The organism is Streptomonospora litoralis (assembly GCF_004323735.1).
In the GTDB taxonomy this organism is placed as follows: domain Bacteria; phylum Actinomycetota; class Actinomycetes; order Streptosporangiales; family Streptosporangiaceae; genus Streptomonospora; species Streptomonospora litoralis.
Genome location: NZ_CP036455.1, coordinates 4,671,915 through 4,689,910 on the forward strand (window position 1 = coordinate 4,671,915; position 17,996 = coordinate 4,689,910).

Sequence of the window (17,996 nt, forward strand, 5' to 3'; positions counted from 1 at the left end):
GCGGCGGCCCCGGCCCTCCCAGCGCGCCCCGCCGTGTGTGCACGGGCCCACTCGGCGGGGCCGGCCTCAACTCCCCCGCGGCCGCCGGCGACCGAAGCCGCCCTCGGTGTTGATGATCTGGCCGGTGATCCATCGCGCCTCGTCGCTCACCAGCCAACTGATCAGCCGCGCCGGGTCGTCCGGTTCGCCGAAGCGGCCGAAGGGGAACATGGGCGCGATCTCGCGCCACTTCTCGTCGGTCAGGTATCCCGTGTCGACCGGACCGGGGTTGACCGTGTTGAGGCGGATGCGCTGATCGGCCAGCTGGTCGGCGAGGGTCGTCGTGATGCCCGCGAGCGCCGCCTTGGCCGCGCCGTAGGCGACCTCGCCCGGGAGCGGGCCGAGCTGCTGCCCGGAGGTCATGAACACGACCGCGCCGCCGTCCCGTCCGTCGTGCCGGTCGGCGAACGCCTGGGTGAGCAGGATGGGGGCGCGCGCGTCGACCGCCCAGTGCCGGTCGAGGTCCGCTTCGGTCAGCTCGCCCAGCGGGCCGTCCCGGCCGTTCAGGGCGTGGTTGCAGACCAGGATGTCCACGTGGCCGAACTCGGCTGCGGCGGCGTCGATCACGCGCTGCGCCGCACCCGGCTCGGCGAGGTCGGCGTGCGTGTCGGCCACGCGCGCGTCCTCGGCGGCGAGGCACGAGCGCACGCCGTCCAGGACGGCGCTGAGGTCGTCGGCGCCGCAGTCCTGTTCGCGGTCGTGCGGCTGGAAGTGGTGCAGGAACACGCTCGCACCCCAGGCGGCCAGGCGGCAGGCGACGGCGTAGCCGATGCCGCCGCGCCGACTCACACCCGTGACCACCGCGGTCCGGCCGCGCAGCGGGTGCGGCTCCCGCGCCCCTCGATCAGGACCGTGCTCGCTCATGCGGCCGATCCTCGCAGGCGCGCATACGGCGGGCGAGGGGTTTTCCGCGCGGCTGCGGGACCGGGCGCGGCGCCGTCGGCGACCGGGCAGGGCGGACAACCGCGACGGGATCAGCCGTCGTCTGACCGCCTGCGGGCGCGGATCAGCACGATGCTGCCGCGGGTGTTGGGACTGCGGGCGTCGCCCAGGGCGATCAGCGGGGCCAGCGGCGCGGCGGCGTTGAAGCCGACACGGCCGCCGTGGGCCGAGACCGACAGGTAGGTGCGCTCGGCCAGGGCGCCGCGGAACTGGTAGGTGTGCTCCAGCACGTCCAGGCCGTGTGCGTCGAGAGCGGACGTGAGCGACTCGTGGGTGTAGGTCTGCTTTACGTGGTAGCGGCGGCTGTGCGCGGCGAACAGGTGCGGCCAGCGTTCGCGGCGCGACAGGCAGTCGGCCGACATCACCAGTTCGCCGCCGGGCTTGAGCACCCGCGCCATCTCGCCGAGCGCGGCGGGGCCGTCGTCGAAGTGCTCGATGGCGCAGATGGAGAGCACCTTGTCCACCGAGGCGTCGAGCAGCGGCAGCCGCAGCGCGTCGCCCTCCACCAGCGCGGGCGCGTGGCGCAGGGTGGCGCCGCGCAGCATCTTGGAGCGGGCGAGGTCGACGGACAGGGCGTCGGCGCCGCGGCGGCGGGCCTGGCCCGCCCAGTAGCCGTCGCCGCCGGCGACGTCCAGCACGGTCTGCCCGCGCAGGTCCGGGCCCAGCCAGCGCAGCAGCGTGTTGGCCTCCCGGTAGCGGCAGACATGGACCTGGTGACCGGCGAAAGCGACGACGTCAGGCATTCCCACGCGGGACAGCCTACGGGAACGCGTCGGTCCGCGGACGCGCCAGGTGCGCGGCAGCGGTGCGGATGCGCTGCCCGGTGAACGCGGTGTTGCGGCGCGTCAGCGATCTGTCAGGGGCGCGGAAGCGGCCAAGGCTAGCGTTTCCGAAACAGCCGCCGCAGGTGGGACGTGCGGCCCGGCGCCCGGTGCAGCGGGCATGCGGAGGAGAGTGGGATGCCGACGGGGACACCGCCGTCCTGGGAGACCGTGGTCGAGGGCGCTGGCGACGGCGCGCCGCGCCTGGCGGTGCGCCGCCGCGACGGGACGGGCGTGCCGCTGGTGCTGCTGCACGGGCTGGGCGGCACGTTGGAGGAGTGGGAACCGGTGGCGGACCTGCTCGCGCCGCGGCATCCGGTCTACGCCGTCGACCAGCGCGGCCACGGCCGATCCGAGGACAGCGCCCCGACCGTCGAGGGCCACCTGGCCGACCTGGCCCGGCTCGTCGACCGGTTCGGGCTGCACACGCCCGTGGTGGTGGGCCACGACATGGGCGGGGTGCTGGCCGCCCTCTTCGCGACGCGCCGTCGCGACCTGACCGCGGTGGTCGGTATCGACGCGTACGGATGGCCGCGCGCCGACGCCGTGGCCGAGCACCTCGGGCTGGGCTGTGCCGAGGCGGCCGCCAATGCCGCGGCCGCCCGCGCCTTCGTCGTCGACCAGATGGCGGCGGCCTTCTCCCCCATGCCCGCTCGGGTCTTCGACCGGCTGCTGGAGAGCTACCAGGGCGGCGCGTTCGGGCTGCCCGGTGTGGTGCTGCAGGCGACGACGCTGCGCGCGGCGGCGCGCGAGGACCATCTCGTCTCCCCGCGCCCCGGCCCGCGGGCGCTGCGCGCGCTGTGCGCGGAATTCGGCGCCTACGACACCGGACTCCTCGCCGCCGGCCTGCGGGTGCCGTACCTGAGCCTGGTGGCGCTGCGCCCGCCGCCCCGGATTCCCGGCGCCCCGGCCCGGTTCAACGAGATCCTGGCCGCCCAGGCGGCCCGCGAGCTGGCTACCTCCGCGCACCGCCGCACGCCGCGGAGCCTGGACGCGGCACCGCCGAGCCACCTGACAAGCCCCGCTGCGGTCGCGGAGGAGATCGAGCGCTTCCTCGCGGAGCTTCCCCGCTGAGCGCGAGGTTGGACGGGTGCTCGGTCGGCTGCGGCAATGCGGTCGCGGGCGCGAAGCGCCGTTCCCGGCTTGCCGCCGAACGGCGGGCGATCCGCCCCTGCAACGCCGCACCCCGCCCAGGGGGCGGCCGGTAGCAGACCGTCCGCAAGGTGTGCGGACTACCCTGGCCGGGTGTTGAACCGCCTTCGCGCCAACCGGTGGGTGCGCCTGGTCGTCGTCATGGTCGTGCTGGGCTGTGCCGGAGCCGCGTTGTACAGCCGATGGGGCGAGGCGCGCGACGCGTTGGCCGCGCTGTCGCCGTGGGCCGTCGCCGGTTCGGCGGTGGGGGCCCTGGCAGGGCTCGGCGCGCAGATGATGGCGTGGCGGGCGGTGCTGGCCGACCTCGGGTCGCGCCTTCCCGTCGACACGGCGGCGCGGATCATGTTCCTCGGTCAACTCGGCAAGTACCTGCCCGGCTCGGTGTGGGCGTTCGTGGCGCAGGTGGAACTGGCCCGCGACTACGACGTGGCACGGCAGCGCGGCGTGACCGCGACCGTGCTCGCGGTGGCGGTGACCCTGACGGTGAACCTGGCGGTGGCGGCGGGCACGCTGCCGTTCGTCAGCGCCGAGGCCGCCCGCCGCTGGTGGTGGGTACTGGGCCTGGCGCCGGTACTTCTGGTGCTGCTGCATCCGCGGGTGGTGACCGCCTTCTTCCACACGGCGGTGCGCGTCGTGCGCCGCACACGCGCGAAGAACCGGTCGCTGCCCGACGACGGCGAACTCGAACACATCAGCGGACGCGGCATGGCCGCGGCCCTGGGCTGGTCGCTGGCGGCCTGGGTGCCGCTGTCGCTGCACGTGTGGACGCTGGTCACCGCCGCCGGCGGCGGAGCGGACGTCCGCGCGCTGCCCGCTGCGGCCGGAGCTTACGCGCTGGCCTGGACGCTGGGTGTGCTGGTCGTCTTCGCCCCGGCCGGGTTGGGCGTGCGGGAGCTCGTGCTCGTGGTGGGCCTCGCGCCGGTCCTCGACCCCGGCTCGGCCCTCGTCGTCGCCGCGCTCTCCCGGTTGATCATGACGGCCGCCGACCTGCTGTGGGCGGGCGGAGCGCTCCTCGCCACCCGCTCGGCGGCGAAGCGGCCCGGTGCCCCGGCAGCGGGCGGCCGCGGTCGGGTGGACGGCTCCGCTTCCGGACGAAACGACGGCGACGCGCCTGCGGGCTGAACCGTCCGGCGCCCGGCCCCTTCCGCTGTGCCGGAGAACCGCCGACGCCACCTGGAACTCCGCAGCGCCGGTGCTGTCACAGGTGGAGCGCAAAACCTGGCACCGAGCCCGGTAGGCGCGCCCACCCGCCCCGTTGCGGAAACCTGAAGTTCCGGTGAGAATCCTGTGTGAAAGCTGAGCGAACGTATCCGCAACCATGCGCGTATTCGACCCGGCCCCCGAAGGCGTCCGGCCACACTGTGCCTGGTGCTCCCCGGGTCCGCCCGCTCCCGTGGAGGATTTCTCCCTACTCCAACCTCGCAAGGGACATCCCGTGGTCATGAACCGGATACGCCGCTTCGTGCGCCGCCACCTGAGGGCGCGCCAGGCGGAACAGAAGCGTTCCGACCGGCCCCAACAGGACCGCCCGCCACAGCCTCCCGTCGAGGTCCAACGGACCCCGCCGCCTCCCCCGGCGCGCGAGTTCGAACTCCCCCTCCCCCGCCGCGACGGCGACCTGGACGCCGAACCAGCGGCACTGGCCTTCTCCGCCCCACGCGGGCTTTGGGTACCGCGCAAGCTCGAAAACCGGGGACTCGCCGGCTTCGAGCCCGAGACCGTCGCCTGCTTCCTCGCCGCGCTGGACTACGCCCGCCCGGGGGCGGTGCTCGACGTGGGCGCGAACGTGGGGCTGTACGGACTGCTCGCCGCAGCACGCTGCCACCGTGCCGTGTACTCCTTCGAACCCACCCCGCGCGTCGCGGCGGCCGCGCGGAAGCTGGCCGCGGCCAACGACCTCCCCGTGGAGGTGGTGGAGCTGGCGATGAGCGACCGCAGCGGGGAGGCCGCACTCTCGATCTCGTCGATGTCGGACGCGTCCAACTCGCTCGCTGAGGGCTTTCGCCCTTCGACCGACCGGATCCAGGTGGAGGTGGACACACTGTCCGGCTGGTGCGAGCGCACCGGCACATCGCCGGCTGTCATCAAAATCGACACCGAGACCACAGAACCGGATGTCATCGCCGGGGGACATGATGTGCTGCGGGAGTCCCGCCCGTGGGTGTTCTGCGAGGTCCTGCCCGGCCACGGCGCCGAGAAGCGCCTGATGGAGTCGCTGCGGCCGCTCGGCTACACCTGGTATCAGCTGAACGGGGAACTGCCCGCACCGGCACCCGCCACCATCGACGGCCCCGGCGCCGACCACCACCAGCGCATGTGGCTCTTCGCACCGGAACGGCCGACGGACGCCATGTGGAAACGCGCCGACGAGTGGAGCCGCGCCCTGCGGGATTGCGCACCGGTCCCGGCGGAAACCTCGCATGAGCCTGCCTGACGCCGGGGCTTGCGGCCCTGCGCTCAGACCTCCGGGGGCGCGATGTTGCCGCGGTCGAGCGGGCCCGCGGTGTCGTCACCGTCTCCGCCTGCGGACTCACCACCGCGCAGGGGCGGGACCCAGCCCGCCTCCGGGTCGTAGCGGCGCACGACCCGGCCGGGGATACCGGCGACCACGCTGTGGTCCGGGTACTCGCCGGGGCGCACCACCGTGGCGGCGGCGACGACGCAGTTGCGCCCCAGCCGCACGCCCGGCAGCACGACGGCGTTGGCGCCGATCCAGGTGCCGTCGCCGATGCGCACCGGGTCGTCGGCGGGCCACTGGCGGCCGACCGGGACGTCGACGTCGGTGTAGACGTGGTTCTGGTCGGTGATGTAGACGTAGGGGCCGGTGAAGACGTCGTCGCCCAACTCGATGGAGCGGTGCGCCACGACGTGCGAACCGCGCCCGATCGTGCAGCCGTCGCCGATGCGGATGAGCGGCCCGGCCGCGCCCAGCTCCTGACCGGGCACCATGCCCGCGGTGAGGGTGATGTCGGCGCCCAGCAGCGTGTGCGCCCCGAGGGCGATCCACCGTTCGCCGAAGACGGTCGCGGGCGGGAAGGCGATCGAGGTTCCCGGCCCGTAGGCGGCGAACCGCCGCGCGGCCCGAGAGCCCGAGCGTACGTCGGCGTGGCGCCGCGCCCAGGACCACAGTGTGCGCAGCACCCAGGACACCAGTCGTGACACCCGCATCCCTATCTACTGGCCGGTAACAAGGGGCGTCTGCGATTATGCACGTCGGCCCCATACCGGCGGACGCCGCCCCGGCGCACCCGCGCCCCGCGACGGCGCCGCCGCGCCCGGGCGGGCGGCGCCCCGCACCACCCGTCCCGGACCGCGTCAGCCCGAAAGGTGGGCCAGCACGTCCTGGCGGGTCAGCACCCCCGAGGGCTTGCCGTCCATCAGCACCACGACCGCGCCGGCCTGCTGCAGCAGCTCCACGCACCGGCTGACCGGCTCTCCCGAACCCACTACCGGCAGCGCGGCGCCCATGTGCTGCTCGACCGACTCCTCCAGGCGCGCGCGCTCGTTGAACAGCGAGTCGAGCACGTCGCGCTCGGCGATGGCGCCCACCACCTCGGCGGCCATGACCGGCGGCTCCTCCTTCATCACCGGAAGCTGGGAGACGCCGTACTCGCGCATGATCGACACCGCCGTGCCGACGGTCTCGTGCGGGTGGATGTGCACGAACTCCGGCATCTCGCGGCCCTTGGAGGCGAGCACGTCGGCGGCGGTGGGCTCCTCGGTCTCCTCGGCGAGGAAGCCGAAGTCGGCCATCCACTCGTCGTTGAAGATCTTGCCCAGGTAGCCGCGGCCGCCGTCGGGCAGCAGGACCACGATGACGTCGTCGGGTCCGCACCGCTCGGCCACGCGCAGCGCGGCGACCACGGCGAGCCCGCAGGAGCCGCCCACCAGCAGCGTCTCGTCGCGCGCCAGGCGGCGGGTCATCAGGAACGAGTCCTTGTCGCTGACGGGCACGACCTCGTCGCAGACCGAGGGGTCGTAGGTCTCGGGCCAGATGTCCTCGCCCACGCCTTCGACGAGGTAGGGCCGCCCGCTCCCGCCGGAGTAGACCGAGCCCTCGGGGTCGGCGCCGATGATCTTCACCCGGCCCTCGGAGACCTCCTTGAGGTAGCGCCCGGCGCCGGTGATGGTGCCGCCGGTGCCGATACCGACGACCAGGTGGGTGACGCGCCCCTCGGTCTGCTCCCAGATCTCCGGGCCGGTGGTGCGGTAGTGGGACTCCGGGTTGGCCTTGTTGGCGTACTGGTTGGGCTTCCACGCGTTGGGGATGGTCTGGGCCATCCGCTCGGAGACGGAGTAGTAGGAGTCGGGGTGGTCGGGGGCGACCGTGGTCGGGCACACCACCACCTCGGCGCCGTACGCGCGCAGCACGGCGAGCTTGTCGTTGCCCACCTTGTCGGGGCAGACGAACACGCAGCGGTAGCCCTTCTCGGCGGCGACGATGGCCAGGCCGACGCCGGTGTTGCCGGAAGTGGGCTCGACGATGGTGCCACCGGGCTGCAGTTCGCCGGTCTTCTCGGCGTCCTCGACCATCCGCAGCGCGATCCGGTCCTTGACCGAGCCGCCGGGGTTGAAGTACTCGACCTTGGCCAGCACGGTCGGGGCGAGCCCGCTCGTCACCTTGTTCAGCCGCAGCAGCGGAGTGTCCCCCACGAGGTCGATCAAGTTGTTGTGCACCCGCATTGCTGAGCCCCTCTCACGTGCAGCGCCATCGCTCGGCGGCCCGCCCGGTGCGCGGGAGCGGCCGCTGCCCCGACTGTAACGGCCCCGGTTCGGCGCTCCGCGTTCGCCGTCGAGCGGGAACGCGGACGCCGAGCGCGGCGCGCCGCGGTGGGCCCGCTACCCCGGCGGGGTCTTGTTGTTACCCCGCTAAAGCGTCGGTGACACGCCGGAAGCGCGGTGACGCACAGCTTGTGAACGACTCCGCGGGCGGGAACACCCTTTTCAGGACCACCGTTTTTCCATCGGGTACGGACGCAACAGCCGCCCGCCGATGAGGCGCTCGCCGCGCGGTGCCGCCGGTCGCACGGCGGGCTCGCGGGTGCCTTACGGGCGGGCGGCGACAACCGACCGCTCGACGCAGGGAGGCGGAGATGGTGCTGCGCGCCGCACAGGCCAGGAGGATCGCCGCGGCCACGGCGTTCGGTGGAGGCGGCCTGACGCTGCTGGGGGCCACGACCGTTGGCCTGCTGTACCTGCAGGCGCGGATGGCGGTGAAGGCGGTCGGCTTCACCGAGTGGAAGGCCCCGCGGGTCAACGGCGTCTACGGGCGCGGCCCGGGCGAGCCGCTGACGTTCGCGATGATGGGCGACTCCACCGCGGTGGGCTTCGCGGTCGCCGAGGCGGCACACACGCCGGGCAGCATGCTCGCCTCGGGCATCGCCGCGGTCGCCGACCGGCCGGTGCGGCTGCGCCGCGTCGCCCGCATCGGCGCCACCTCGGCCCAGTTGGGCGCGCAGGTGGAGAAACTGCGCGGTCGGCGGCCGGACGTGGCGGTGATCTTCATCGGCGCCAACGACGTCATCCACCGCCTGCGCCCGGCCGACTCGGTGCGCCACCTGCGCGAGGCCGTGCGCGAACTCGTCGCCGGGGGCACTGCCGTCGTTGTGGGCACGTGCCCCGACCTGGGCACCATCCAGCCGATCGGGCAGCCGCTGCGCTACATCGCCCAGCGCGCCTCGCGCCAGCTCGCCGCCGCGCAGACGATCGCGGTCGTCGAGGAGGGCGGCCGGACGGTGTCGTTGGGCAACCTGCTCGCACCCGACTTTCTGGCCCGTCCCGACGAGATGTTCGGACCCGACCGCTTCCACCCCTCCGCGGAGGGCTACGCCTACGCCGCGGCAGCCGTGCTGCCCTCCGCCTGCTCGGCGCTGGGCCTGCTGCCGCCCGTTGCCGAGGGCCCCGAGGCCGACGCCGGGGAGGGCGTGCTGCCGGTGCACCGCGCCGCCGCCGAAGCTGCCGAGGAGGGCGGCAGCGAGGTCAGCCGGGCCCGCGTGGGGACCCCCGAGCGCGGGGTGCGCGGCCGCTGGGCCGCTCTCATCCGCCGGCCGTGGAGCTCGCAGCCCGCGCAGCAGGACGGCGCGGAGCAGCCCGCCCGGCAGGCGCCGAAGCAGGAGCGCAGCGAGGGTGACACGAACCCGGGCGCGGGTAGCGGCGCCGACGCGCCCGGCAATGCCACCCCGGAGGTGAGCGAAAGCTCCGCGAGAGGTTAACGTCGGGTATCACACCGACAGACCTACTGGTCGGTAACCGCCTCGTAGAAAGGCCGCGGACATGCCCGAAGCCGTCATCGTCGCGACCGCGCGTTCGCCCATCGGACGCGCCTTCAAAGGCTCGCTCAAAGACATCCGCCCCGACGACATCACCGCGCAGATCGTCTCCGCCGCGCTGGCCAAGGTCCCGCAGCTGAACCCGTCGAGCATCGACGACCTCATGCTGGGCTGCGGCCTCCCCGGCGGCGAGCAGGGCCACAACCTCGCCCGCATCGTCGCGGTCCAGCTGGGTCTGGACGAGGTGCCCGGCACCACGCTGACCCGCTACTGCTCCTCCTCGCTGCAGACCACCCGGATGGCCTACCACGCCATCAAGGCCGGCGAAGGCGACGTGTTCGTCTCCGCGGGCGTGGAGATGGTCAGCCGCTTCACCAAGGGCAACAGCGACTCCCTGCCCGACACCAAGAACCCGGTGTTCGCCGACGCCGAGGAGCGCACCGCCAAGCGCGCCGAGGGCGGCGCCGAGATCTGGCGCGACCCGCGCGACAACGACCAGCTGCCCGACGTCTACATCGCCATGGGCCAGACCGCCGAGAACGTCGCACAGATCCGCGGCGTGTCGCGGCAGCGCCAGGACGAGTTCGGCGTGCGCTCGCAGAACCTGGCCGAGCGCTCCATCGACAACGGGTTCTGGAGCCGGGAGATCGCCCCCGTCACCCTGCCCGACGGCTCGATCGCCGACACCGACGACGGCCCGCGCCGCGGCACGACCTACGAGAAGGTCTCCGAGCTGCAGCCGGTGTTCCGCCCCGACGGCACTGTCACCGCCGGCAACTGCTGCCCGCTCAACGACGGCGCCGCCGCGGTCGTCGTCATGAGCGACACCAAGGCCGCCCAGCTGGGCCTGACCCCGATCGCGCGCATCGTCTCGACCGGTGTCAGCGCACTGTCCCCGGAGGTCATGGGCCTGGGTCCGGTTGAAGCGTCGCGCCAGGCGCTGGCCCGCGCGAACATGAGCATCGGCGACATCGACCTGATCGAGATCAACGAGGCCTTCGCCGCGCAGGTGCTGCCCTCCGCCGACGACCTGGAGATCGACATCGAGAACCAGCTCAACGTCAACGGCGGCGCCATCGCGGTGGGCCACCCCTTCGGCATGACCGGCGCCCGCATCACCGGCACGCTGCTCAACGGCCTCGACTTCCACGACAAGACGTTCGGCCTGGAGGCCATGTGCGTCGGCGGCGGGCAGGGCATGGCCGCCGTCTTCGAGCGGCTGAGCTGAGCCGCCCCGGCGCGGCGGGCCGCCGCTTCACGGCCGGGGGGTATTCCGCCCCCGGCCACCGCCGACCCCACCGTGCCACCCCGGCCGGGCCGAAGTGGGGCGAGGCTCCGGCGAGGGCGAGTGCGCTACTGCAGCGGAATCGCGCCGCTCGCGGCGGGGCTCCGGCCGGAGGCGACGCGAACCCCGGCACCGCCGGGGGTGTGGGCGCCGGGAGACATCCGGGCGAACGCTGGGTGACGAAAGCGGGACGAGCGACCGAAAAAACCGGTGGTAAAAGACCGCCTGCAGGTCTTGTCCGAACCGTGATCCTGATGCAGTGTCGCAGGTAAGTGCCACTCACCTACGGAGGTGCCAATGTCGGTAACCCACTCGCCGGAGATGCACGCGCAGCTTATCGCCCGGATCCCGACCGTCACCGGCCGCGAACTCAGCGAGTGGTTCGACACTCTGGAGGAAGGCCCCGGTCTCTCCCGCTGCTTGGAGCGCACCAACTGGCTGGCCGACGAGTACAACCTCAGTCACGGCTACGCCCAGGCGATCGTCCAGGAGTACGACCGGCGCCGCCGCAACCGTACGCCCATCCCGAACCAGCGCACCTGATGCCCGCTGTGCCGATGATCCCGTGCGGCCCGCCGCAGCACGACGACGCCCCGTCCGGTGCGACCGGACGGGGCGTCGTCGTGTAGGCGCTCCGACGTGCCAGGACCCGAAGACGTGCCGGGCTCCGCGGTAGTGCCGCGGAGCCGCACGTCCGGCGGCCGCTAGTCGGCCGCTACTCGCTGAAGAGCGACTTCAGGATCCACAGCAGCCGCAGGATCTCGATGTAGAGCCAGACCAGCGTCACGGTCAGGCCGAAGGCGAGCTGCCAGGAGAACTTCCGCGGCAGGCCCATGTTCAGCGCGTCCTCGACAGCGCGGAACTCGATCATCAGCATCGCCGCGGCCAGCGTGACCGCGATGAGCGAGATGCCCAGCCCCAGCATGGAGGGCTCACGCAGGCCGAACCCGCCCGGCATGAACAGCGCGGCCACGAAGTTGGCCAGCAGCAGCACCAGCAGGCCCAGCGTCGCGGCTGCGACGACCTTGATGAAGGTGTTGGTGACCCGGATGATCCGGAAGCGGTAGACGGCCAGCACCGCGCCCGCGGCGAACAGGGTGCCGAAGACCGCCTGGGTCACCAGCGAGCCCATGGCCGCGCCGTTCTGGGCCATCAGCGACCGTTCGAGCAGACCGCTGAGGCCGCCGACGAACAGCCCCTCCAGCGCGCCGTAAGTCAGGATCAGCGCCGGGTTCGTGGACTGGCGGAACGCGATCACCAGGCCCAGCACGAGTCCGCCGAGGACGCCGAGCAGCGCCAGGCCCAGTGCCAGCGGGTTGCCCGCGACCGCCAGGAAGTAGGTGGGCACGGCCGTCAGCACGACCAGGCCCAGCGTCATCGAGGTGCGCACGACGACGTCGTCGATGCTCATCCGCTCCGCGGGCGAGGTCGCCTGCGGACCGTAGCCCGGCTGGGGGTAGCCGGGCTGTGCGTAACCGGGCTGCGGGTGGCCGTAGCCCTGCTGGGGGTAGGTCTGGCCGTAGGGCTGCTGGTAGCCCGCCTGATAGGGCGCGCCCTGGCCGTACGGCGACTGGCCGGACCGCATCGCCCGCTTGAGAACGGGGTTCGAACTCCTCAACCGCATGTCTGCGCAAGCCTTTCCAGGGCGTCACGTGTATGCCGCTAACGTAACGCACGGCGACCCGATCCGGTTCCCTTCTCCGCGTCACAGCTCGGACTCGCCACCGGATCCCGCGGTCGCCGAGCGGATCAGGCCGCCGGGTGCGCGGGCCGCGCTCAGCGGTCGCTGACCAGCGAGCGCGCGAAGAACGCCACGTTGGCCGGGCGCTCGGCCAGGCGGCGCATGAAGTAGCCGTACCACTGGTCGCCGTAGGGCACGTAGACCCGCATGCGGCGACCCTGCGCGGCGATGCTGCGCTGCTCGTTCTCCCGGATGCCGTAGAGCATCTGGTGCTCGTAGCCGGCGGGGCCGCGGCCGCAGCCGTCGGCCAGCGTGCGGGCGATCCCCACCAGCCGGGGGTCGTGGGTGGCCACCATCGGGTAGCCCTCGCCAGCCATGAGGGTGCGCAGGCAGCGCACGTAGGAGCGGTCGACCTCGGCTTTGTCGCGGTAGGCGACCGAGGCGGGCTCGTCGTAGGCGCCCTTGCACAACCGCACCCGCGAGCCGGCGCCGGCGAAGTCGCGGCAGTCGGCCTCGGTGCGGTGCAGGTACGCCTGCAGCACCGCGCCCACCCACGGGAAGTCCGCCCGCAACTCGGCCAGGACGGCCAGCGTGGAGTCGACCGTGGTGTGGTCCTCCATATCCAGGGTGACCGTGGTGCCCGCTTCGGCGGCGGCCGCGCACACGCGCCGGGCGTTGTCCAGCGCGATCTTCTCGCCGTCGTGCGGGAGGAACTGCCCCACCGCCGACAGTTTCACCGAGACCTCGGCGCGCTCGGCCAGACCCGAGCGGCCCAGCTCCGCCAGCAGCCGGGTGTAGGCGTCGACGGTGGCTTCGGCCTGCGAGGCGTCGGCGACGTCCTCGCCGAGGTGGTCCAGGGTGACCAGGCGGTCCGCGGTCACCCGCGCCACGGGCGGCAGCGCGTCCGCCAGAGTGGAGCCGGCGACGTACTTGGACACCAGGTGGCGGGTGATGGGCGCGCGCTCGACGAGCGTGCGGCAGGTGCTCGACCGCGCGGCGGCCAGCAGTGTCGTGCGAAGCATGCGTGACCTCGATTTCCTCACGCCGACCCGTGTCGCGGCCCGGCGGTACTCGGCTGGGACCGCCGGGCCGCGCGACCGGTCGGGTCGCGCGGCCCGGCGGCGCGTCCGCCCGGTCAGCCCTGGTGGGGGTAGGCGGAGGACTTCGGCGGAACGAAGGTCTCCTTGATCGAGCGCGGGCTCGCCCAGCGGGCGAGGTTCTGGGCGCTGCCGGCCTTGTCGTTGGTGCCCGAGGCGCGGGCTCCGCCGAAGGGCTGCTGGCCCACGACCGAGCCGGTCGGTTTGTCGTTGACGTAGAAGTTGCCGGCGGCGAAGCGCAGCGCCTCGTGCGCGGCGGTGACGGCGCCGCGGTCGGTGGCGATGACCGCTCCGGTCAGCGCGTAGGGCGAGCCCCCGTCCACCGCGGAGAGGATGCGCTCGTAGTCGTCGTCCTCGTAGACGTGCACGGCGATGATCGGGCCGAAGTACTCGGTGCGGAACACGTCGTTGCCGGGGTCGGTGCCGACGAGCACGGTGGGCCGGACGAAGTAGCCCTCGGAGTCGTCGGCGGTGCCGCCGGCGACGATCTCCAGCGTGTCGTCGGTGCGCGCCCGCTCCAGCACACCGGCCAGCTTGTCGAAGGAACGCCGGTCGATGACGGCGCCGAGGAAGTTCCCCAGGTCGGTGACATCGCCCATGGGCAGTGCCTCGACCTCGGCGACCAGGTCTTCGCGGATGCGCTCCCACACCGACCGGGCGACGAAGGCCCGCGAAGCCGCGGAGCACTTCTGGCCCTGGAACTCGAAGGCGCCGCGCACGATCGCGGTGCGCACCACGTCGGGGTCCGCCGAGGAGTGGGCGACGATGAAGTCCTTGCCGCCGGTCTCGCCTACCACGCGGGGGTAGGAGCGGTAGTTGCCGATGTTCTCGCCGACGGTGCGCCAGAACTGCTGGAAGACGCGGGTGGAGCCGGTGAAGTGCACGCCGGCCAGCTCCGGGTCGGCCATGACGGCCTCGGAGACCTCGGCCCCGTCGCCGGTGACCATGTTGATGACGCCCGGGGGCATGCCCGCCTCCTCCAGCAGGCGCATCAGCAGGTGGGCGGAGAACTGCTGGGTGATCGCGGGCTTCCACACCACGACGTTGCCCATCAGCGCCGGCGCCGTGGGCAGGTTGCCCGCGATCGCGGTGAAGTTGAAGGGGGTCACCGCGTAGACGAAGCCCTCCAGGGGGCGCTGCTCGACCCGGTTCCACTGGCCGGCGGGGCTGTAGGGCTGCTCGGCCATGAGCTTGCGGGCATAGGAGACGTTGAAGCGCCAGAAGTCGATGAGCTCGCAGGCGGCGTCGATCTCGGCCTGGATGGCGGTCTTGGACTGGCCGAGCATGGTGGCGGCGTTGAGCCGCTGCCGCCAGGGGCCGGCGAGCAGGTCGGCGGCGCGCAGCAGGACCGCGGCGCGCTCGTCGAAGGGCATGGCGCGCCAGGCGGGGGCGGCCTGCTTGGCGGCGGCCACCGCGGCGCGCGCGTCCTCGCGGGTGGCGGTGCCGAGGGTGCCCAGGACGCTGGAGTGCTTGTGCGGCTGAACGACGTCGACGCGCGCGCCGCCGCCCATGCGCCGCTCGCCGCCGATCGTCATGGCCAATTCGACCGGCTCCTTGGCCAGCTCGGTGAGCTCGGCGGTCAGCTCCGCCCGCTCGGGGCTCCCGGGCGCGTAGGTCAGGACCGGTTCGTTGACCGGCGTGGGGACGTTCGTGACGGCGTCCATGGGCCCTCCCTCGGATCTGCTGGATGAACCGGACAAACCTAGATCACCCGCACCCGCCGGGACCTTGTCGCGGATTCCACCGTTCATCCGGTGCGCTTGGCCGATGGAACAAAGAGGGATGGGCCAGAATGGACCGTCATGGACGTGCCATCGGATCCCTACGGCGCGCCCGCCGCGGCGGGCGCCGCCGGTGAGAGCGCGGGTATCCCGCTGCGGCAGCTGCTGCTGGCGGTGGGCGACCCGCTCGTGGACGTGCTCGCGGCGCCCGCGGGGCTGGATGTGCGGGTGGACAACGTCGTCATCGTCGACCCGGAGGACGAGGCAGAGGCGTCGGTCGGCGACCTGGTGCTACTGATCGGTGCGCGGGGCAGCGCGGCCCGCCACCTGGTGCGCGCCGCCGCGCGGCGCGGCGCCGCGGCGGTTGCCGTGAAGGCGGCCTCCGACGAACCCGCCTACCCGCCGCCGCAGGGCTGGCAGTCCGCGCCTGCGGTGCGGCGCGGCGGCGACGAGGTCGCGCTGCTGCGCACCGAGGCCAGCGAGGCCGGGGTGGCGCTGCTGGCGGTGCGGCCCGAGGTGCGCTGGGACCAGCTGCAGTCGCTGTGCCGCAGCGTGCTCGACGACGCCCGGTTGACCTCCGCCGCGGACCTGGGCGAGTCCGGGGGCGATCTGTACTCGCTGGCGCAGACGATCGCGGCGCTGACGGGCGGCCTGGTGACCATCGAAGACTCCGCCAGCCGGGTGCTGGCCTACTCCACCGGCGAGGAGGTCGACGAGCTGCGCCGGCTGTCGGTGCTGGGCCGCCAGGGGCCCGAGCAGTACCTGGCGCTGCTGCGGGAATGGGGCGTGTTCTCGCGTCTGCGCGCCGGCGAGGAGGTGGTGCACATCGACGAGCATCCCGAGCTGGGCATCCGGCGCCGGCTCGCGGTGGGCATCCACGCCGGTTCCCAGCCGCTGGGCACGATCTGGGTGCAGGAGGGCGCGCGGCCGCTGGCCGCGAACGCCGAGGAGGCCCTGCTGGGCGCGGCGCGGATGACGGCGCTGCAGATGGTGCGCCACCGCACGGAGACGACCGTGGGGCTGCGGCTGCGCGACGACCTGCTGGCCAGTCTGCTGGAGGGCCGCATCGAGGCCGCCGCGCTGGCCGACACCATCGAGGTCACCGCCGACCGGCCGGCGCTGGTCGTGGCGTTCGCGCTGTCGCCGGGCACCGCGCCGGGCCGAAGCGGTTCGCAGCAGACGCGCACTGAGGAGAGGGACCGCTCGGGCCGCGAGCTGAACCGGCGGCGGCTGGTGGACCTGATCAGCGTGCACACCGCGGCCTACCGCCGCACATCGCTGGTCACGGCCGTGGGCGGACGGATCTACGTGCTGATGCCCGACCTGACCCGCCAGGCGCCGGGCGCCGCGGAGACCTCCGGCGAAGGGGCGGCGCGCCGCTCGGCGGAGTCGTCGGTGCTGGCGCTGACTCGCAAAACCGTCGAGGCGGCGCGCGCCACCCTGGGTGTGGCGGTACAGGGGGCGGTGGGATCACCCGTGGACTCGCTGGCGGCCATCCCCGACTCCCGCGCCGAGGCGGACCGCATCCTCGACGCGATGGGCCGCGACCTGGCCAACGACGTCGCCACCATGTCGGACGTGCGCACCCGGGTGCTCATCAGCGAGACGCTGGCCTACCTGCGCGGCACCCCCGCCCTGCGCGACCCCCGGGTCAGCGCCCTGGCCGAGCACGACGCCGCCCAGGGCTCCGACCTGGTGGTGTCGCTGCTGGCCTACCTGGAGGACTTCGGCGAGGTCCGCACCGCGGCCAACCGCCTGCACATCCACCCCAACACCCTGCGCTACCGCGTCCGCCGCGCCGAGCAGGTCAGCGGCATCGACCTGGCGGACCCGACCCAGCGCCTGTTCACCCACTTGCAACTGCTGTTGGAGCGAGGCACATGACGGACCCTGATCCGGACTCGATCCCGGCCGACCAGCGCTGGTTCCGGCCCGACGAGTGGCAGAAGGGCGAGCGCGAGGCCACCTGGGAGATCGCCGCAGGCGAGGTCACCTACTGCGAAGATGTCGACGCGATGTTCCACGGGCTGGACCGCTAGATAGGAGGGCACGACAAGTACAGCAAACCCCTGCGGCGATGTAATACCCGTATTATGCTGACGCCATGGGCAAGGTACGAATAAGCATCAGCCTCGATCCCGAGCAAGCCGAGCGCATAAGGGCGCACGCCGATAGGGCCGGGATGGACGTCTCCGCGTACTTCGTCAACGCCGCCACCCGGCAGATGGCGGAAACCGAAGCGATCGAGGACAAGTTTCGAGAAGTCGATGCGCTCATCGACAGCGTAGAAGAAGAAGGTCGCTTGCTTGGACCGCCTTCCGACGACGAGACCGAGCCTGTGACCTTGACCGAGGAGGAACGCCGCCACGTCGAAAGAGTGGTGGGACTCGTGCTCGGAGCGGCAGACGACGATCCTTCGTCGGGAGGTGCCGCCGCTTGACCGAGCGCATCGCGGTGTATGACACGGGGATGCTCATCGCCATCGCGTCACGCAAGGCAACGGCGGTTCAGATCCATCGGGAAATTCGCGATCGGGCATCGCATCGCCCCATCGTCCCGGGCCTTGCCCTGATCCAGGCATGGAGACCGGAACCGGGGCTCGCCCACACTTTGAGCACTTTGCTGAAGGACTGCACAGTCCCGCACGCGAGGTCGTCATCGCCGCCGTTTCGGCGCACCGATGCCGGACGGCACGATTGCATAGCCTGCTCGACGGCGCCGGACGTCCGGGACCTGCGGCGCATCGGCGCGGCACTGGGGACAGCCGACTTTCCGTCCAAGAAGCGGCCCGATGCTGTAGACGCCTCAGTCGCCTGGATTGCGATGAAGCACCGCGAATCACTCCTGCTGACCAGCGATCCCCGTGACATGACCGCCTACCTTGCTGCCCTACACGACCACGACACCCGGGTGGTCGCTGTGTGAGGTCGACCTCCGGCCCGGCTGCGGACGCTTCCCGGGCGGAGGCCCTACCCCCCGGGAAGCGCCA

The 17,996-nt window shown here is 72.7% G+C and carries 17 protein-coding genes; 10 read left to right on the plus strand and 7 right to left on the minus strand.

Going from position 1 to position 17,996, the window contains the following annotated elements:
• Window positions 1-66: 66 nt before the first annotated feature.
• Both EKD16_RS19645 and EKD16_RS19650 read right to left on the minus strand, forming a co-directional pair.
• A complete protein-coding gene (locus tag EKD16_RS19645; protein WP_131100041.1) occupies window positions 67-903 on the minus strand; it encodes an SDR family oxidoreductase in 837 nt (278 codons plus the stop codon).
• 110 nt (window positions 904-1,013) lie between these two features.
• Window positions 1,014-1,724: a class I SAM-dependent methyltransferase gene (locus tag EKD16_RS19650; RefSeq protein ID WP_207391607.1), complete on the minus strand. Its 711-nt coding sequence runs from the start codon at window positions 1,722-1,724 to the stop codon at window positions 1,014-1,016.
• Window positions 1,725-1,940: 216 nt separating this feature from the next.
• Here EKD16_RS19650 and EKD16_RS19655 point away from each other — a divergent pair, with 216 nt between their 5' ends.
• From EKD16_RS19655 to EKD16_RS19665, 3 genes are all read left to right on the plus strand, one after another.
• A complete protein-coding gene (locus tag EKD16_RS19655) occupies window positions 1,941-2,876 on the plus strand; it encodes an alpha/beta fold hydrolase (protein WP_242677070.1) in 936 nt (311 codons plus the stop codon).
• A 171-nt stretch (window positions 2,877-3,047) separates the two neighbouring features.
• The gene (locus EKD16_RS19660; protein WP_242677071.1) at window positions 3,048-4,076 is read left to right on the plus strand and encodes a lysylphosphatidylglycerol synthase transmembrane domain-containing protein; all 1,029 of its coding nucleotides are present in this window, start codon (window positions 3,048-3,050) and stop codon (window positions 4,074-4,076) included.
• Window positions 4,077-4,395: 319 nt separating this feature from the next.
• Entirely contained in the window at window positions 4,396-5,388 is a 993-nt protein-coding gene (locus tag EKD16_RS19665; RefSeq protein ID WP_131100047.1) for an FkbM family methyltransferase, read from the plus strand.
• A gap of 23 nt (window positions 5,389-5,411) precedes the next feature.
• On the opposite strand, the gene EKD16_RS19670 is transcribed toward EKD16_RS19665, so the two are convergent.
• Window positions 5,412-6,122, minus strand: a complete 711-nt coding sequence (locus tag EKD16_RS19670) for an acyltransferase (protein ID WP_131100051.1) — start codon at window positions 6,120-6,122, stop codon at window positions 5,412-5,414.
• 147 nt (window positions 6,123-6,269) lie between these two features.
• Window positions 6,270-7,637 carry a cystathionine beta-synthase gene (locus tag EKD16_RS19675; protein WP_131100054.1) on the minus strand — a complete coding sequence of 456 codons (1,368 nt, stop codon included), beginning with the start codon at window positions 7,635-7,637 and terminating at the stop codon, window positions 6,270-6,272.
• A 413-nt stretch (window positions 7,638-8,050) separates the two neighbouring features.
• Here EKD16_RS19675 and EKD16_RS19680 point away from each other — a divergent pair, with 413 nt between their 5' ends.
• The 3 genes from EKD16_RS19680 (at window position 8,051) to EKD16_RS19690 (ending at window position 11,051) form a co-directional block, all read left to right on the plus strand.
• Window positions 8,051-9,166 (plus strand): SGNH/GDSL hydrolase family protein, encoded by a 1,116-nt coding sequence (locus EKD16_RS19680; protein WP_207391608.1) that lies wholly within the window; start codon window positions 8,051-8,053, stop codon window positions 9,164-9,166.
• A gap of 61 nt (window positions 9,167-9,227) precedes the next feature.
• On the plus strand, window positions 9,228-10,451 hold the full coding sequence (locus tag EKD16_RS19685) for an acetyl-CoA C-acetyltransferase (RefSeq protein ID WP_131100060.1): 1,224 nt from the start codon (window positions 9,228-9,230) through the stop codon (window positions 10,449-10,451).
• A 354-nt stretch (window positions 10,452-10,805) separates the two neighbouring features.
• Window positions 10,806-11,051, plus strand: coding sequence for a DUF4287 domain-containing protein (locus EKD16_RS19690; protein WP_131100063.1), 246 nt, complete (start codon window positions 10,806-10,808; stop codon window positions 11,049-11,051).
• 172 nt (window positions 11,052-11,223) lie between these two features.
• Here the strand turns inward: EKD16_RS19690 and EKD16_RS19695 are convergent, their stop codons facing one another.
• The 3 genes from EKD16_RS19695 to pruA all read right to left on the minus strand — a co-directional run bounded on the left by EKD16_RS19695 (window position 11,224) and on the right by pruA (window position 14,950).
• Window positions 11,224-12,132, minus strand: coding sequence for a Bax inhibitor-1/YccA family protein (locus EKD16_RS19695; RefSeq protein ID WP_165498618.1), 909 nt, complete (start codon window positions 12,130-12,132; stop codon window positions 11,224-11,226).
• Between the two features lie 152 nt (window positions 12,133-12,284).
• Entirely contained in the window at window positions 12,285-13,211 is a 927-nt protein-coding gene (locus EKD16_RS19700; RefSeq protein ID WP_131100070.1) for a proline dehydrogenase family protein, read from the minus strand.
• A 113-nt stretch (window positions 13,212-13,324) separates the two neighbouring features.
• Complete coding sequence (pruA, locus tag EKD16_RS19705) at window positions 13,325-14,950, minus strand: L-glutamate gamma-semialdehyde dehydrogenase (protein WP_131100073.1); 1,626 nt, start codon at window positions 14,948-14,950, stop codon at window positions 13,325-13,327.
• 204 nt (window positions 14,951-15,154) lie between these two features.
• On the opposite strand from pruA, the gene EKD16_RS19710 reads away from it, so the two are divergent.
• The 4 genes from EKD16_RS19710 (at window position 15,155) to EKD16_RS19720 (ending at window position 17,932) form a co-directional block, all read left to right on the plus strand.
• Entirely contained in the window at window positions 15,155-16,891 is a 1,737-nt protein-coding gene (locus EKD16_RS19710; protein WP_131102802.1) for a PucR family transcriptional regulator, read from the plus strand.
• Window positions 16,888-17,046, plus strand: coding sequence for a hypothetical protein (locus EKD16_RS25490; protein ID WP_165498619.1), 159 nt, complete (start codon window positions 16,888-16,890; stop codon window positions 17,044-17,046). Before EKD16_RS19710 ends, EKD16_RS25490 begins: the two co-directional genes overlap by 4 nt.
• A gap of 65 nt (window positions 17,047-17,111) precedes the next feature.
• The gene (locus EKD16_RS19715; protein WP_131100076.1) at window positions 17,112-17,447 is read left to right on the plus strand and encodes a plasmid mobilization protein; all 336 of its coding nucleotides are present in this window, start codon (window positions 17,112-17,114) and stop codon (window positions 17,445-17,447) included.
• Window positions 17,444-17,932, plus strand: a complete 489-nt coding sequence (locus tag EKD16_RS19720) for a hypothetical protein (protein WP_207391357.1) — start codon at window positions 17,444-17,446, stop codon at window positions 17,930-17,932. The genes EKD16_RS19715 and EKD16_RS19720 overlap by 4 nt, the downstream gene beginning before the upstream one ends.
• Window positions 17,933-17,996 lie beyond the last annotated feature (64 nt).